The sequence below is a fragment of the Bacillus sp. UNC438CL73TsuS30 genome (assembly GCF_000482325.1).
Lineage (GTDB): Bacteria > Bacillota > Bacilli > Bacillales > Cytobacillaceae > Neobacillus.
The window spans coordinates 232,713-248,127 of record NZ_KI535297.1; the positions used below are offsets into that span (position 1 = coordinate 232,713).

13 protein-coding genes are annotated in these 15,415 nt (G+C 41.4%); all 13 read left to right on the top strand.

All coding sequences use genetic code 11. From position 1 onward, the window contains the following. Positions 1 to 42: 42 nt before the first annotated feature. The 13 genes from M028_RS0125055 (at position 43) to M028_RS31045 (ending at position 15,388) form a co-directional block, all read left to right on the top strand. A complete protein-coding gene (locus M028_RS0125055; protein ID WP_026576292.1) occupies positions 43 to 1,056 on the top strand; it encodes a LacI family DNA-binding transcriptional regulator in 1,014 nt (337 codons plus the stop codon). 10 nt (positions 1,057 to 1,066) lie between these two features. Beyond that, positions 1,067 to 2,383: an ABC transporter substrate-binding protein gene (locus M028_RS0125060; protein WP_026576293.1), complete on the top strand. Its 1,317-nt coding sequence runs from the start codon at positions 1,067 to 1,069 to the stop codon at positions 2,381 to 2,383. A 149-nt stretch (positions 2,384 to 2,532) separates the two neighbouring features. Beyond that, the gene (locus tag M028_RS0125065; protein ID WP_026576294.1) at positions 2,533 to 3,807 is read left to right on the top strand and encodes a carbohydrate ABC transporter permease; all 1,275 of its coding nucleotides are present in this window, start codon (positions 2,533 to 2,535) and stop codon (positions 3,805 to 3,807) included. Positions 3,808 to 3,851: 44 nt separating this feature from the next. Continuing rightward, complete coding sequence (locus M028_RS0125070; protein ID WP_026576295.1) at positions 3,852 to 4,679, top strand: carbohydrate ABC transporter permease; 828 nt, start codon at positions 3,852 to 3,854, stop codon at positions 4,677 to 4,679. Positions 4,680 to 4,699: 20 nt separating this feature from the next. After that, complete coding sequence (locus M028_RS0125075) at positions 4,700 to 5,422, top strand: ThuA domain-containing protein (protein WP_026576296.1); 723 nt, start codon at positions 4,700 to 4,702, stop codon at positions 5,420 to 5,422. Between the two features lie 19 nt (positions 5,423 to 5,441). After that, positions 5,442 to 6,488, top strand: a complete 1,047-nt coding sequence (locus tag M028_RS0125080) for a Gfo/Idh/MocA family protein (RefSeq protein WP_026576297.1) — start codon at positions 5,442 to 5,444, stop codon at positions 6,486 to 6,488. Between the two features lie 10 nt (positions 6,489 to 6,498). Further along, complete coding sequence (locus M028_RS0125085) at positions 6,499 to 7,521, top strand: Gfo/Idh/MocA family protein (protein WP_026576298.1); 1,023 nt, start codon at positions 6,499 to 6,501, stop codon at positions 7,519 to 7,521. 39 nt (positions 7,522 to 7,560) lie between these two features. Further along, on the top strand, positions 7,561 to 8,529 hold the full coding sequence (locus tag M028_RS0125090; RefSeq protein WP_026576299.1) for a sugar phosphate isomerase/epimerase family protein: 969 nt from the start codon (positions 7,561 to 7,563) through the stop codon (positions 8,527 to 8,529). Positions 8,530 to 8,589: 60 nt separating this feature from the next. Beyond that, positions 8,590 to 9,345 carry an SDR family oxidoreductase gene (locus tag M028_RS0125095; protein WP_026576300.1) on the top strand — a complete coding sequence of 252 codons (756 nt, stop codon included), beginning with the start codon at positions 8,590 to 8,592 and terminating at the stop codon, positions 9,343 to 9,345. Between the two features lie 483 nt (positions 9,346 to 9,828). Next, positions 9,829 to 10,878, top strand: coding sequence for a putative 2-aminoethylphosphonate ABC transporter substrate-binding protein (locus M028_RS0125100; protein ID WP_026576301.1), 1,050 nt, complete (start codon positions 9,829 to 9,831; stop codon positions 10,876 to 10,878). Positions 10,879 to 11,001: 123 nt separating this feature from the next. Next, positions 11,002 to 12,000: an ATP-binding cassette domain-containing protein gene (locus tag M028_RS0125105; RefSeq protein WP_026576302.1), complete on the top strand. Its 999-nt coding sequence runs from the start codon at positions 11,002 to 11,004 to the stop codon at positions 11,998 to 12,000. Between the two features lie 79 nt (positions 12,001 to 12,079). Next, the gene (locus M028_RS0125110) at positions 12,080 to 13,861 is read left to right on the top strand and encodes a putative 2-aminoethylphosphonate ABC transporter permease subunit (protein ID WP_035424765.1); all 1,782 of its coding nucleotides are present in this window, start codon (positions 12,080 to 12,082) and stop codon (positions 13,859 to 13,861) included. Positions 13,862 to 14,053: 192 nt separating this feature from the next. Further along, positions 14,054 to 15,388, top strand: coding sequence for an MFS transporter (locus M028_RS31045; protein ID WP_051591241.1), 1,335 nt, complete (start codon positions 14,054 to 14,056; stop codon positions 15,386 to 15,388). Positions 15,389 to 15,415 lie beyond the last annotated feature (27 nt).

Below are 15,415 nucleotides of genomic sequence, written 5' to 3' on the forward strand. Positions count from 1 at the left end.
CTCAAACCAACTTGTATAAAGGGGGGAGAAGGGGGGATTTGTTTGGCAACAATTGCTGATGTAGCAAAGAGAGCAGGGCTTTCACGAGCAACCGTTTCAAGGGTGCTCAATAATCATCCAAATGTAACGGAGGATAAAAAGAGATTGGTTCGTGAGGCAATGGAGGCATTAAATTATGTCCCAAACACAACTGCTCAGCGGCTGCGAAATCAAAAAACAGATACCATTGCCATTTTAGTTCCAGTTCTGACAAATCCGTTTTTTGCGTACTTGCTGGAAGCGATGGATATGGTCGCAACTCAGAATCATCTTCAGTTACTGATTTGCCAAACGAGATACAGCAAACAGAAGGAACTAGATTTTCTCGAGTTATTACGAACAAAACAGGTGGATGGATTAATCTTAACCTCATACGAAAATGATTGGAAAAAAATTGAGCCATATGCGGAACTTGGTCCCATGGTGTTATGTAATGAATATGAAAGACAAACAAAGGTGCCGGTTGTCCGAATGGATCAAGTGGAGGCAAGCTACATAGGGACACGGCATTTGATTGAGCAAGGCCATGAGCGAATTGCTTGTACAAACGGTGATAAAAGTAATCTTGGAAAGGATCGCCAAGCGGGTTATCGGAGAGCGTTGGAGGAATATGGTCTTCCAATCCACCAAGAATGGGTATTTTCCAATGTTTACGATATTGAGGATGGAAAAAGGACCTTGAGAACCATCATGAATATGAAGGACAGGCCAACAGCCGTATTTACTGGCAGTGATCAGGTAGCAGCGGGAATGATCATGGCAGCGAAGGCGCTTGGAAAAAAGGTTCCGGACGATATCGCAATAATCGGTTTTGATGATCAACCTATTGCCCATGTTGTCGAACCCGCTTTGACAACCATCCGACAGCCCATTGAAGAGATGGGAAAAACAGCAATGGATGTGATGATAGATGCCATTGCCCATAAAAATCAAGATAACCACCTAGAGATTCTATTACCTTTTGATTTGGTAATCAGAGATTCAACCATGTCAAAATTGAAATCGATTTCAAAATAGGGGGAAAAACATGAAAAAGTCGAAAAAAGCGAAACTGTTAGCTGTATTTGCCACATTATCACTGGCATTGGCTGCCTGTAGTTCAGACTCCGCATCAACCACAAAGGAAAAGCCAGCTAATGACAAAACTAAACCGGCTTCTGAGCAAAAAGTGAAACTGATCTATGCTCGTGGAAAGGATGTTACACAGGGAACAGCCAAAATGGTGGAAGCCTTTGAAGCATCCCATCCTAATATTGATGTAGAGTTCCGGGAAATGCCTTCCGATACTGGTCAGCAGCATGATGCCTATATTACGGCTTTTAACGCAAAATCTTCTGAAATTGATGTCATTGATATGGACGTTATTTGGCCTGCCGAATTCGCCCAGGCAGGATATGTACTTCCGCTCGACCGATTTATCCAGCAGGATGGAATTGATTTAAGTGAATACAATCAAGGTGCTTTAGGTGCAGCCCAGTTTAATGGGAAGCAATGGGCATTGCCAAAATTTGTTGATGCCGGACTATTATTCTATCGAAAAGATCTTGTAAAACCAAATGAAGTCCCAAAAACATGGGATGATTTATTGAAACAAGCAAAGGCCAAAAAAGGTCAAGGGAACACGAAATTTGGTTACGTGTTTCAATCCAAGCAATACGAGGGACTTGTTTGTAATGCTGTAGAATTTGTTGGAGCATACGGGGGTGCCTTCATTGATAAAGACGGTAAGGTTGCCGTAAATAGCCCTCAAGCCATTAAAGGATTGAAAAAACTAGTTGAGATTGCTAAATCAGATGCTGTACCTGGAAACGTAACGACTTTTACTGAAATTGAGTCTGACCAAGCCTTTATCGAAGGTCAAACCGTATTTTTACGCAACTGGCCATATGAATATGCAAGTGCAAATGATAAAACAAAATCTAAAATTGCGGGTAAAGTTGGCGTAGCGCCGCTTCCGGCAGGTGACAAAGGCTCTGCAGCAGCATTAGGCGGCTGGATGGCTGGGATTAACAAGTATTCGAAGCATCCGAAAGAAGCATGGGAATTCTTGAAGTTTATGGCAGGTGCGGAAGGACAAAAAATCGACGCAATATACGGAGGGCATGCACCAACAATCACCAAGCTTTATCAAGATCCGGAAGTTCTGAAAGCGAACCCGACTTTTGCAGATAAAGGGTTTGTTGATGGCTTAAGTGCTGCGATTTCCCGTCCGGTTGCACCAAACTATCCTGAAATCTCTGAGATTATTCAGGTCAATGTTTCAAAAGCCATTGCCGGCGAGCAAACGGTTGAACAAGCAGCGAAGAATATGGAAAAAGAGATGAAGGAAAAGATGGGACAATAAGTTTTTTTAGAAGTAGGATTAGCCTTCAGAAGCGAAGGCTAATCCCTTTCCTCAAAAAGCCAAAGGAGGGATAAGCACTGAGAATGAATCCTGAATCCCAAAATAAACCAGTGATAAAATCAGTTGCATCATCAAAGAAACGTAAAGGCATGTTTACAGAAAAAACAGCGGGCTATTATCTCGTTGCACCTGCAATGATTTTAATTTTTATAATCGCCATCTGGCCAGTAATCCAATCCTTTTATTTCAGCTTGTTTGATTTAAAATTAAACAATCCTGCTAAATCAGAAGTACATTTAAGTTATCAGGTGGATCTTGAACGATACCTAAATAACTTTCCATTTTTTATTGGGGCACTTAATACTGAAATTACGAAAGGAAATGCTTCCGATAAACTTACAGCCATTAAAGAAAACCTGCAAAAACTAGACCAAAAACTCCAAAGTGATTCCAACCTCAAAAAGCAATATAAAACTGTAAATGATAAACTCATGAATTTTGAACAAGTTCCTAGCGAACTTAGTTTAGCCAAGATTGACCAGAACACGGCCGAAGAGTTAAATAACACAGCTAAATCCGTCAGCAGTGAGTTACTCAAAATCTCTAAAACTGTAAATTTCACGCAAGAGAAAAAACTCCTTGGTTTAGCCTCAGGGTATGGGGATGCAATCATTGAACCGAATTTTATCGGCTTAAAACATTATAAGGATGATCTAACAAGTCCACGCATGTGGAAGGCAATGGGAAATACAACTACCTTTACCGTCATTTCTGTTTTTGTGGAATTAGTCTTAGGACTTGCCATTGCCCTTTTGATTAATAAAGCGTTTATCGGAAGAGGGATCATTCGCGCTAGTATATTGATCCCATGGGCGATTCCAACTGCCGTATCTGCTCTCATGTGGAAGTTTTTATATGATGGTCAAAATGGTATCGTTGCGAAACTTTTTGAAACCTTCGGGTTGGTAGATAAAATGGAAAAGCTGCTTGTTACCGATACAGGAGCGATGTTTTCCGTGATTTTTTCAGATGTATGGAAGACCACTCCTTATATGGCCTTGCTGCTATTGGCAGGCTTGCAGACGATTCCATCATCCCTCTACGAAGCAGCTTCGATTGATGGTGCTGGAAGATGGAAGCAGTTTTTCAAAATTACCTTACCTCTTTTAAAGTCTAGTATTCTTGTTGCTCTTTTGTTTAGAACGCTGGATGCGTTCCGTGTTTTTGACTTAGTCTATGTTCTTACCGGCGGTGGGCCTGCTAACTCTACAGAAACGATTTCGATTCTCGCTTATAAAGTTATGTTCTCTCAAACGAATTTTGGTCACGGTTCAGCCCTCTCTGTCATTGTATTTATCTGCGTAGCGATTATTTCAATGATTTATATCAAGTTTTTAGGCAGGGATTTATTAAATGACAGGTAAGGGAGATTTACTTGAACAGCAAAATTTAAGGGAGGAAGTTTAACATGGAGAAAAAAGCGAGTCCATTCTTTTATGTGTTTCTAATTGGGTTTGTATTTGTTGTCATGTTTCCGTTTTTATGGATGCTGATCAGCTCTGTAAAACCGCCTTCAGAGTTATTTGGCGACAAGGCATTTACTCCCTACACGACACATCCGACATTGGAGAATTACATATCTGTTTTTGCCAAGCACCCATTTTTACATTATTTATGGAACAGTACCGTTGTTGCAACCGTTACAACTGTTTATACCATTATTGTGGCTTCATTTGCTGCCTATGCGATTGCCAGGCTACAGTTTAAAGGAAAAACCGTAATCCTTGGAATTGTTTTGTCCGTATCCATGTTTCCGCAAATCGCAACCATTTCACCAATCTATATTTTTTTAAAAAACGTTGGTCTAACAAACTCTTATTTAGGGTTGATTATTCCGTATACAACGTTTACACTTCCACTTTCCATTTGGATTCTGGTGACTTTTTTTAGAAAGATACCGCTGGATCTGGAGGAGGCAGCTAAAATTGACGGTGCTTCGTTAATGCAAACCTTTTGGAAAGTGATCATGCCGCTCGCGGTACCAGGAATCTTCACAACCGCCATCCTTGTCTTTATCGCAGCCTGGAATGAGTTTTTATTTGCGCTAACCATCAATACGGATGAAAAATATAAAACTGTGCCGATTGGAATTGCGATGTTCCAAGGCCAGTTTACGATTCCCTGGGGTGAGATTGCCGCCGCAACAGTGATTGTAACCATTCCACTCGTCATCATGGTTCTTGTTTTCCAAAGGAGAATTGTTTCCGGGCTAACGAGTGGCTCTGTGAAAGAATAGAAGATTAGGAGATGAACAAAATGGTAAAGGTGACAGTCTGGAATGAAAATCGCCATGAACAAAAAAATCCGGTTGTGAAGAATATTTATCCACAAGGGATTCATGGGGCAATTGCCGGATTCTTAGCTGATGCTGGTTTTGATGTAAAAACCGCAACATTAGATGAACCAGAAAATGGTTTAACGGATGAGGTTCTAGGGAGCACAGATGTCCTTGTTTGGTGGGGGCATCTTGCCCATCATGAAGTATCCGATGAAATTGTTGAAAAGGTGCATCAACGGGTTTTGGACGGAATGGGCTTAATAATCCTACATTCCGGGCATTTCTCAAAGATTTTCAAAAAATTAATGGGTACCTCCTGCGATTTAAAGTGGCGGGAAGCGGATGATAAGGAACGAATCTGGGTGGTCGACCCAAGCCATCCCATCGTAAATGGTCTAGGCGAAACAATCGAACTTGAAAAAGAAGAAATGTATGGGGAGCATTTTGATATCCCCGCGCCAGATCAATTAGTTTTCGTCAGCTGGTTCGAAGGCGGGGAGGTATTCCGCAGCGGCTGCACCTATCATCGTGGGAACGGCAGGATTTTTTATTTTCGACCTGGTCATGAAACCTATCCAACCTACCATCATCCTGATATTCAAAAAGTGATCACCAATGCGGTGAAATGGGCAGAGCCGGTGAAACGAAATCGACCTGTTTATGGGAATGCCAAGCCATTAGAAACGATTTCAGTAAAATAACGAAAGAGGAGGAAAGCAAATGAGTAAATTAAGAATTGCCGTTATTGGTTGCGGAAGTATTGCCAGGCACCGTCATTTACCGGAATATGCTGCCAATTCAAAGGTTCAGATTGTTGCAGTGTGTGACATTGTCAAGGAAAGGGCAGAAGAAATAGGTGGTCAATTTGGAGCGAAAGCTTTTAGTAATTTTGAGGAATTGCTTTTAGAAGCGGAGATTGATGCTGTATCCGTTTGCACCCCTAATTACTTACATGCTCCGATTTCCATCGCTGCATTAAATGCAGGCAAACATGTTCTTTGTGAAAAGCCAATGGCTACCTCACAAGCAGAAGCGTTAGCAATGATTGAAGCAGCGAAGTCTAACGGAAAAAAACTAATGATTGCCCATAATCAACGTTTTGTTCCTTCACATGAAAAGGCCAGAAAACTAATAGAGACTGGGGAAGTTGGAAAAATCTACAGCTTTAGAACGGCATTTGGCCATCCAGGTCCGGAAAAATGGAGTGCAGATGGAGCACGCAGCTGGTTTTTCAAAAAAGAACAGGCATTTATTGGTGCGATGGGTGACCTCGGTGTCCATAAAACGGATTTAATCCGCTATTTACTTGGCGAGGAAATCATTGAGGTCGCCGCATTTGTCGAAACAAGTGCAAAAACGAATAGTGATGTTGATGATAATGCGGTTTGTATTTTGAAAACAGAATCGGGAATCATCGGCACACTCGCGGCTAGCTGGTCCTATGTGTCAAGGGAAGATAATTCAACTATTATTTATGGTGAAAATGCGATTCTTAGGTTGGAAGAGGATCCTAATTTCTCATTGATTGTTCAGTATAAGAATGGGGAAACCGTTAAATATGAACTGGGGAAAATCCAATCGAATGAGGAGGGGGGCCAGGGTAGCTCACATGTAACCGAAAAGTTTGTTAACAGTATAGTAAATGATACAGTGCCTCCGATATCGGGCGAGGAAGGGATGAGATCCTTACAGGTCATTTTAGCCGCTCTTGAATCCAATGAAACGAAACAAATTGTGAAGCTTGGCACAAAGTCCATAGCTAAATGAGGTGTTTTAGATGAGTAAACTACGAATTGGGATTGTCGGTACCGGTGGAATTGCGGTCACCCGCCATATCCCAACCTTTCTACAATTAAGTGAAACGACCATGATCAAGGGAGTCTATGATGTTGATTACGCACGGGCCGAACAGGTTGTATCACAGTTTAATAGTTTTAAAGTGTATCCATCCTATCAAGAAATGTTTGGCGATGTCGATGCCATTGTAATTTGTACACCAAATAAGTTCCATGCTGAAATTGCCATTGCAGCCCTTGAGGCCGGAAAGCATGTCCTATGTGAAAAACCAATGGCACTTACCGTTGCAGAATGCCAACAAATGGAATCAGCTGCAAAAAAATCAGGAAAGGTTTTAGCTGTCGCCTATCATTACCGTTTTATGAAAGAGGCTCAAGCTGCTAAAAAAATCATCGAAGCAGGTGAGATTGGTACCCCTCTGGTGGTACGCGTTCAGGCATTACGCCGCCGTAAAGTGCCGGGCTGGGGGGTTTTTACCAATAAAGAATTACAAGGGGGCGGCAGCTTAATCGATTATGGCTGTCATCTCCTAGATTTGGCACTTTGGTTAATGGGAGATGTAGAACCGATTGAGGTTTCTGGGACTGCATATAATGCTTTAAGTAAAACCGCTGGACAGGTAAACGAGTGGGGTTCTTTTGATCATCAAACCTTCAATGTCGATGATCATGTTTCTGCCTATATCAAATTTGCAAACGGAGCTTCAATGCTTTTTGAAACATCATGGTCGAATAATATTAAAGAAGATGTCGTTGAAAATATCAGCATATCAGGTGACAAGGGCGGCTTAGAAGTTTTTCCTCTTCGTTTGAACTATGCCAAACATGGAATGTTGTTTAATAGTCAAGCTGTTTGGATTCCTGGAGAAGATAAGCCAGATCTCCCTCAAGCAGAGAATTTTGTTGCGGCCTGCCTTGGGCACGCTGGGCTGGTGGTAAAGCCTGAGCAAGCAGTGAGAGTATCCCAAGTCATAGAAGAGATTTATAGGAGCAGTCTGAATTAAGGCAGGACTCATTTTTAATCGAAAGGTAGTGAGTACAGTATGCAGCTTGGTGTATTTACGGTCTTGTTTGCCGAAAAGAAATTTGAAGTAATGCTTGATTATGTAAAAGATTCCGGTCTAAATGCAGTAGAAATTGGGACCGGGAACTATCCCGGTAACGCACATTGCGATCTTGATGGGCTGCTTGAAAGCAAGGAGAAGCGTGAAGACTATCTGAAACAGATCGATAAACGAGGCTTAACGATTAGTGCCTTTAGCTGTCACGGTAATCCGCTCTCGCCTGATAGGGAATTTGCAAAAACATCTCATGAAACCTATGTAAAGACCGTACAACTGGCAGAATTAATGGGGGTTCCGGTTGTGAATTGTTTTTCCGGCACTGCAGGTGACCATGAAGGGGCAAAATATCCAAATTGGCCTGTTGCCCCGTGGCCAAATGAATATGGTGAAGTATTAAAATGGCAATGGGAAGAAAAGCTTATCCCTTACTGGAAGGAATGGGGGAAATATGCTGAGGATCGGAAGGTGAAAATTGGCCTTGAGCTCCATGGCGGTTTTCTCGTCCATACCCCCTATACGCTGTTAAAGCTAAGGGAACAAACCTGTGAAGCGATTGGTGCGAATTTGGATCCAAGTCATTTGTGGTGGCAGGGGATTGATCCGGTTGCCGCGATTAAAATCCTTGGCAAAGAAAAGTCCATTCATCATTTTCATGCAAAAGATACGTATATTGATCAGGAAAATGTCAATATGTACGGTCTTACTGATATGCAACCGTATGGAAGTGTGCAGACAAGGGCCTGGTCCTTCCGCTCGGTTGGCTGCGGCCACAGTCTGCAGGATTGGTCCGACATGATGAGTGCACTAAGAACATTTGGTTATGATTATGTTGTCAGTATTGAACATGAAGATCCATTAATGTCCATTGAAGAGGGATTCAGGCGGGCTGTTCGCAACTTAAAAGCTGTCTTGATTGAAGAAAAGCCATCTTCTATGTGGTGGGTATAAGATTGTTTTGGCTCGCTATAGTTAAAGCGGGCCTGTTATTTTTTAAAGAGGAGGTTTGTTATGTCAAAATTAAAAGGCCAAATTGCTATTGTTACGGGAGTAAGTCACGAATTGGGCATTGGTGCTGCGATTTGCCGTAAGCTTGCCGCTAGCGGTGCCGAACTATTTTTTACTCATTGGAGAGCAGCCCGGGATTGGCCAAATAGGTTTCAGGAGGAAATGTGTGGGTTGGGAGTCACCTGTAAACATAAGGAGATTGATTTAGCAAAATCAAAGGCTGCTTCTGAAATGATGGAAAGTGTCATTGATGAAATAGGATGCCCGACTATTCTCGTTAATAATGCGGCGCATTCTGAGAGGGATGGGTATAAGAGCTTAAATGCAAAATGTCTTGATGAGCACTATGCAGTGAACAAGAGGAGTACCTTCCTGCTTTGCTGCGAATTTGCCCGACATTTCGAACTGAATGGAAAATCTTTGGGCCGGATAATTAACATTACATCCGGTCAAGGATTAGGACCGATGCCCGGTGAGCTGGCTTATGCTGCGACGAAAGGTGCGATCGCTGCCTTTACAATCACCCTGTCTGCAGAGTTAGCACCATTGGGGATTACTGTGAATGCCGTAAACCCTGGTCCAACCGATACGGGTTGGATGACAGAAGATATAAAAGCGTTATTAGCAGGAAAATTTTTAATGGGCCGGATTGGCCATCCCGAGGATGCGGCCCAAATAGTCGCCTTCCTGGCATCCAAAGAAGCAGAATGGATTACCGGCCAGGTCATCCATTCTGAAGGCGGATTTTTAAGAATTTAATTAATAGAGTAGAAAGTGCCAGGCGCTATGTGAAAAATTCACATGGTGCCTGGCACTTTGCTCATTATTTCACTTAGTATCTGGACAATACCTACTAAATTATTAGTAGAGCAGAAAAAGTATGACAGAACAAAAAGAAAAAAGGAAAAACAAATAAAATGTGTTGCATTTACTTGTTTTTCGTTTTATATTTAGTTTAAATATTAAGAATATTTAAATATATATTAATAGAAAGAGGGATGAACGTGTTTAGCCAACTAACAAAAGTTAGGCAATTTGACGCACCAGGTTAAGATTTTAGTAGGAATTTGTAAGCGCTCACACCCTCTGTCTATCAGAAGAAATCAAGTAATTCCAACCACTGCATGAATCCCAATCACGAAACTATTCATCTAAAAAACTCATTTCTTCCAGATCCTTCATTTTCCCAATAATGGGTGCACTTCTCTTTTAAACTATAAAAATTAAAAAGGGGTTGTTTCAATGAAAAAATTGGCTTTACTTATGACTGCAATTCTGATTATCTCCATTTTTGCTGCCGGATGCAGTTCGAAAAGTTCGTCAGGAGGGAAAAAGGAGGAAATCACAGTTTACACGGCAATTGAAGATAACCAGATTCCTGCCTATATCGAGTTATTCAACAAGGTCCATCCAAATATTGAGGTAAAGATGGTGAGGGACTCAACCGGTATTATTGCTGCAAAGCTGTTAGCAGAAAAAGATAATCCTGTTGCCGATGTTGTCTGGGGCCAAGGAATCACCAGCTTAATTCCACTCGATGAGGCTGGTTTGCTAGAAGCATATAACCCGAAAAATATCGACCAAATTATGCCGACCTTTAAGGATACAGCAAATCCTGTACACTGGGTCGGAATGGATGGATATATGGCCACTTTTGCAGTTAATACCGTTGAATTAAAGAAAAAAGGCCTGCCAATTCCACAATCCTACCAAGATTTATTAGATCCAAAATATAAGGGGCTTATTTCCATGCCAAATCCGGCCTCAAGTGGTACTGGATTCTTAACGGTCTCAGCATTATTACAGTTAATGGGTGAAGACCAAGCTTGGGATTATATGAATAAGCTCCATGAGAATATCGGTATTTATACTCATTCCGGTTCCAAGCCGGCGAAACAAGCGGGAGAGGGAGAATTTCCAATAGGAATTTCATTTGACTACCCAAGCTTTAAAGAAAAAGAGTCAGGTGCACCAGTCGAAGTGGTATTCCCTAAAGAAGGTTCAGGTTGGGAAATGGAAGCAACGGCACTTATCAAGAAACCAAAAATCAAAAAGGCAGCTAAAACCTTTATGGATTGGGTAACAACGAAGGATTTCTTGCAGCTGGTGAATAAAAACTTTGCCGTTGTCTCAGAAGACCTGGGTAACCCGCTTCCAAAAGGATACCCTCAGGATCTACTAGATAAACAATTAATTAAAAACGACTTCCAATGGGCAGGGAAACAGCGGGAGGCTATTTTAGCAGAATGGACGAAACGTTATGATTCGAAAAGTGAACCAAAAGAAGAGTAACGTTTAACAAACTTTAACCATCTTAAAAAGCAAAGAAAACTTTGCAAAGTTGGATTATTTATACACTTTGCGAAGTTTTCTTTTCGGATATGAACGTAACGTAATAGGGAAAGGGGACTTTCGATGGAACAGCTGCTGGATATTCAAAATGTAACGAAAACCTTCGGAAAATTTGTGGCGCTTGACCATGTTAATTTTTCTGTTCGCAAAAAAGAATTTGTCTGTTTATTAGGGCCGAGCGGCTGTGGGAAAACGACGCTGCTTCGGATCATTGCCGGCCTCGAGGAACCAAATTTCGGTTCGAAAATTTTACTAGAAGGAAAGGATATTACTTCATCCCCCCCGTCAAAAAGAAATTTCGGGATTGTTTTTCAATCCTATGCCTTATTTCCCAATTTGACGGCCTATCAAAATATTGCCTATGGACTAAAAAACAAGAAGTTATCGAAAAAAGTAATCGACGAAAAAGTTCGTGAAGCACTTTCTCTTGTTCATTTAGAGCATATTAAGGACCGTTATCCGGCGCAATTATCCGGGGGGCAGCAGCAGCGGATTGCCTTAGCAAGAGCGCTTGCGTTATCACCTACCTTCCTGCTCTTAGATGAGCCATTATCTGCTCTTGATGCAAAGGTTCGACTAAAATTGCGAATTGAGATTCGTAAATTACAAGAAAAGCTGGGAATCACCACCATTATGGTAACGCATGATCAAGACGAAGCATTGACAATGGCGGATAAAATTGTCGTGATGAACAATGCAAGATTGGAGCAAATCGGAACACCGCAGGAAATCTATGAAAATCCAAAAACCCCATTTGTAGCGGATTTTATCGGGACAGTCAATATGCTGGCCCATGAGGGAACAACCGCTGCCATTCGGCCAGAACATATTCAAATTTCAGAAACTGTCTCAACTAGTAGTATCCAAACGATTGTAAAAGCAATGGAATTTCGCGGGGCTTTTTATCGGTTGTTCTTGGACATTACCGATCCAAACTATCAGGTTGCCGACGGTTTACTAGCCGTCGATGTTCCCGCCTCAGTAATTAAAAAGCTAAATATTGATAAAGAAAGTGTTTTGAATGCCGAGCTGCCGCAAAACCATCTCGTTACATACGCCTAAGCGGTACCGTTAATCTGGCAATCGGGTAGAGGTGGAAAAGAATGTAGAGGTGATCTAGTTGATTAGTGAGGAACAGGTAATAAATCCAACAGAGGTTCCGGTACAATCTAATGTACATCGAAAGAAAATCCGCCAAAAGACCGGTAAGACGGAATGGTTTCATAAATCCTTAATTGTCTTGATGCTTTTAGGACTAATTATTGGAATTGTCCTGCCGTTAATTCAGTTATTATTTGAAGCGCTAAAGGATAAAAACGGTGCCTATGCCGGGTTTGTCAATTTTGTCCATTATTTTCAAACCCCATCTCTCGTTCAGTCTATGTACAATACCTTATATATTTCGATTATAACCGGAGTAATCTCGGTAGTGCTGGCGTTTTTTTATGCTTATGCATTAACCCGGACGCAAATCCGCTGGAAAGGATTTTTTAAATATATTGCTTTTCTTCCTTTGTTTGCCCCTACGATGATGCACGGGATTGCGCTGATTTATTTATTTGGGAATAAAGGGGTATTCACTACCGGTTTTTTTGGATTTTTTGAAAAAATATTTGGAACGGCTCTAGGAATTGATATCCATTTATATGGCCCTGTTGGAATTGTCATCTCTGAAGTCATTTATACATTCCCGCAAGCGTTTTTAATTTTGATGGTGGCGATTTCTGTTACAGATTACAGACTATACGAGGCAGCCGAGACGCTTGGGTCTGGGAAAATGAAAAAATTTTTTACGGTCACGATTCCTAGTATCAAATACGGTTTAGTCAGCGCCTTTTTTGTTGCCTTTATTTTAAGCTTTACCGATTTTGGGGCGCCAAAGGTGGTTGGGGCACAATATAACGTCCTTGCAACGGATATTTATAAGCAGGTGGTCGGACAGCAGAATTTGAGTATGGGGTCAACTGTTGGGATTATATTAATCATACCGGCATTGATTGCGTTTCTTGCTGACCGAATGATGCAAAGGAAACAAAGTGCTTCGTTTTCTTCAAAATCCGTTTCCTATAAAATTAAAAAAAATCCATGGCGTGACAGGGCTTACTTTGTATATTGCCTTTTGATTTCCTTGGGTGTTTTATCCTTAATCGGTGCTATCATTGCTGCTTCCCTTGTGAAGGTCTGGCCATATAATTTTTCATTAACGCTCGAGCATTTAACTTTTAAAAATGTCGCCGGGAATGGGCTTGAGCCTTATTTTAACAGTCTTTATGTATCGCTTATTACCGCTATTATTGGTACGATGGTCATTTTCTTTGGGGCCTATCTCATTGAAAAAACACGGTTTATGAAGGTAACGAGGCAGGTAAGTTACTTTTTATCGATTTTACCGCTAGCATTGCCTGGACTTGTTATTGGGTTAGCGTATATCTTTTTCTTTAATAAACCAGAATTTAATTTTTGGGGGTTGACGATTGTTAATCCGTTTCAATCCCTATATGGAACGTTTATGATCATCATCCTAGCGAATATTATCCATTTTTATTCGGTCAATCTCATTACGGCAACAACGGCTTTGAAAAAATTAGACAAGGAATTTGAGCCGGTTTCTGAATCCATGAATATTCCGTTTTATAAAACTTTTTTCAATGTAACGGTTCCCATGTCGCTTCCAGCCATTTTGGAGATTGGAATTTATCTGTTTGTTAACTCAATGACTACAATCTCTGCGGTCATTTTTCTTTACACAGCGGATACGAAGCTTGCATCGATCTCGATTGTAAATATGACAGATGCGGGGGACACCGCTCCAGCCGCTGCCATGTCTTTCATCATTGTTCTCACGAATATATTCGTTCGGGTCGCTTATGAATTTGCTACCAAGAAAATTAGAAAACGAACGCAAGCCTGGCAGCAGCGTTAATAAAAATCTTGTGGATGTAGAGAACCTCTACATCTATTTTTTTGCAAAAATACCAAGTAAAACAAATAAAAACCAATTAAATAACGAAAAAACTATTCACAATTATCTGAAAACGTGGTATTCTTATTTACAAGATACGTAACGAAAGCGCTTGCAGACGTAGCTTAGTCCCAGAAAAACAGGAGGTTGTATATGTCGACAAAAGTTCATTCAAAGAAGGTGAGGGTAAAAGCATTAGTTGCTAGTTTGATAGGGAGTTCAATCGAATATTACGATTACCTTCTCTATGGAACAGTTGCTGCACTTGTGTTTAACAAACTTTTCTTTCCAAACTTCGATCCAGCGGTAGGGCTTCTGATTGCTCTCGCATCATTTGGAATTCCTTATTTCTTCCGTCCGCTTGGAGGAGTAATCTTCAGTCATATCGGTGATCGGCTTGGAAGAAAGAAATCTTTGGTTTTAACCCTTGCGATCATGGGAATAAGCACTGCACTAATTGGAGTATTGCCAGTCTATGAAAATATAGGTCCATGGGCTCCGATATTGCTTGTAGCTCTGAGGCTCATCCAAGGGATTGCAGTTGGTGGTGAATGGGGAGGCGCTGTCCTTTTAGCAGTGGAATATTCCGAGAAAAAGAAGCGTGGGTTTGCTGGCAGTGTTCCGATGATGGGAGCAGCCGTCGGGATGATTTTAGCCACGGCTACCATCTCTTTAATGAGATTGCTGCCGGATGCACAGTTCCTGGCATGGGGCTGGAGAGTTCCGTTTGTCGCGAGCCTATTACTTGTTATTCTTGGTTTGTGGATTAGGAATGGTCTAGAAGAGACACCGGATTTCCAAAAAGCAAAAGATGAAGGAAACGTCTCCAAATTACCGATTGCGGATACCTTTAAAAATCACTGGAAAGAAGTGATTTTAACAACTGGCGCAAAGGCAATCGAGACCGCACCCTTCTATATCTTTGCAACCTTTGGAATTTCCTACGCGACCAATACACTGAAGATGCCTGAAGGCCCTGTTTTAAATGCAGTAACCATTGGCACACTGATTTCCTTGGTCATGATTCCCACCATGGGCCATTTGTCTGACCGATTTGGCCGGAAAAAGATATTCGTGATCGGGACAATCAGTGTCATTTTATTTTCCATGCCTTACTTCTTTTTGCTTTCAAAAAAATCAATCCTCTTATTAACCATTGCCGTTATGATCGGATATGCCATCTGGTCGATTATCACCTCTGTTTTAGGCACCATGTTTTCTGAAATGTTTCGTGCAGAAGTTCGCTATACCGGTATTTCCATGGGCTATCAGCTTGGCGCAGCCATCTTTGGCGGTACCGCCCCATTGATCGCAACATCATTGGTCACCGCTTTCCATGGTTCCTGGATTCCGGCTGCAATCTATTTGATGTTGCTAGGTGTCATGTCCCTTATTTGTGTGAGTCTTATGAAAACCATGAGTGATAAAGAAAAAGATAAGCCGAGAAAACAAACGAAGCCATCACTCCCCAAAGCAGCAAGTAAATAAGATCCCTTACCCAAAATATTATTTATA

Coding starts and splice junctions, on each gene's coding strand:
- M028_RS0125060 (WP_026576293.1), top strand. CDS start 1,067: ATGAAAAAGTCGAAAAAAGCGAAACTGTTAGCTGTATTTGCCACATTA.
- M028_RS0125065 (WP_026576294.1), top strand. CDS start 2,533: ATGTTTACAGAAAAAACAGCGGGCTATTATCTCGTTGCACCTGCAATG.
- M028_RS0125070 (WP_026576295.1), top strand. CDS start 3,852: ATGGAGAAAAAAGCGAGTCCATTCTTTTATGTGTTTCTAATTGGGTTT.
- M028_RS0125075 (WP_026576296.1), top strand. CDS start 4,700: ATGGTAAAGGTGACAGTCTGGAATGAAAATCGCCATGAACAAAAAAAT.
- M028_RS0125080 (WP_026576297.1), top strand. CDS start 5,442: ATGAGTAAATTAAGAATTGCCGTTATTGGTTGCGGAAGTATTGCCAGG.
- M028_RS0125085 (WP_026576298.1), top strand. CDS start 6,499: ATGAGTAAACTACGAATTGGGATTGTCGGTACCGGTGGAATTGCGGTC.
- M028_RS0125090 (WP_026576299.1), top strand. CDS start 7,561: ATGCAGCTTGGTGTATTTACGGTCTTGTTTGCCGAAAAGAAATTTGAA.
- M028_RS0125095 (WP_026576300.1), top strand. CDS start 8,590: ATGTCAAAATTAAAAGGCCAAATTGCTATTGTTACGGGAGTAAGTCAC.
- M028_RS0125100 (WP_026576301.1), top strand. CDS start 9,829: ATGAAAAAATTGGCTTTACTTATGACTGCAATTCTGATTATCTCCATT.
- M028_RS0125105 (WP_026576302.1), top strand. CDS start 11,002: ATGGAACAGCTGCTGGATATTCAAAATGTAACGAAAACCTTCGGAAAA.
- M028_RS31045 (WP_051591241.1), top strand. CDS start 14,054: ATGTCGACAAAAGTTCATTCAAAGAAGGTGAGGGTAAAAGCATTAGTT.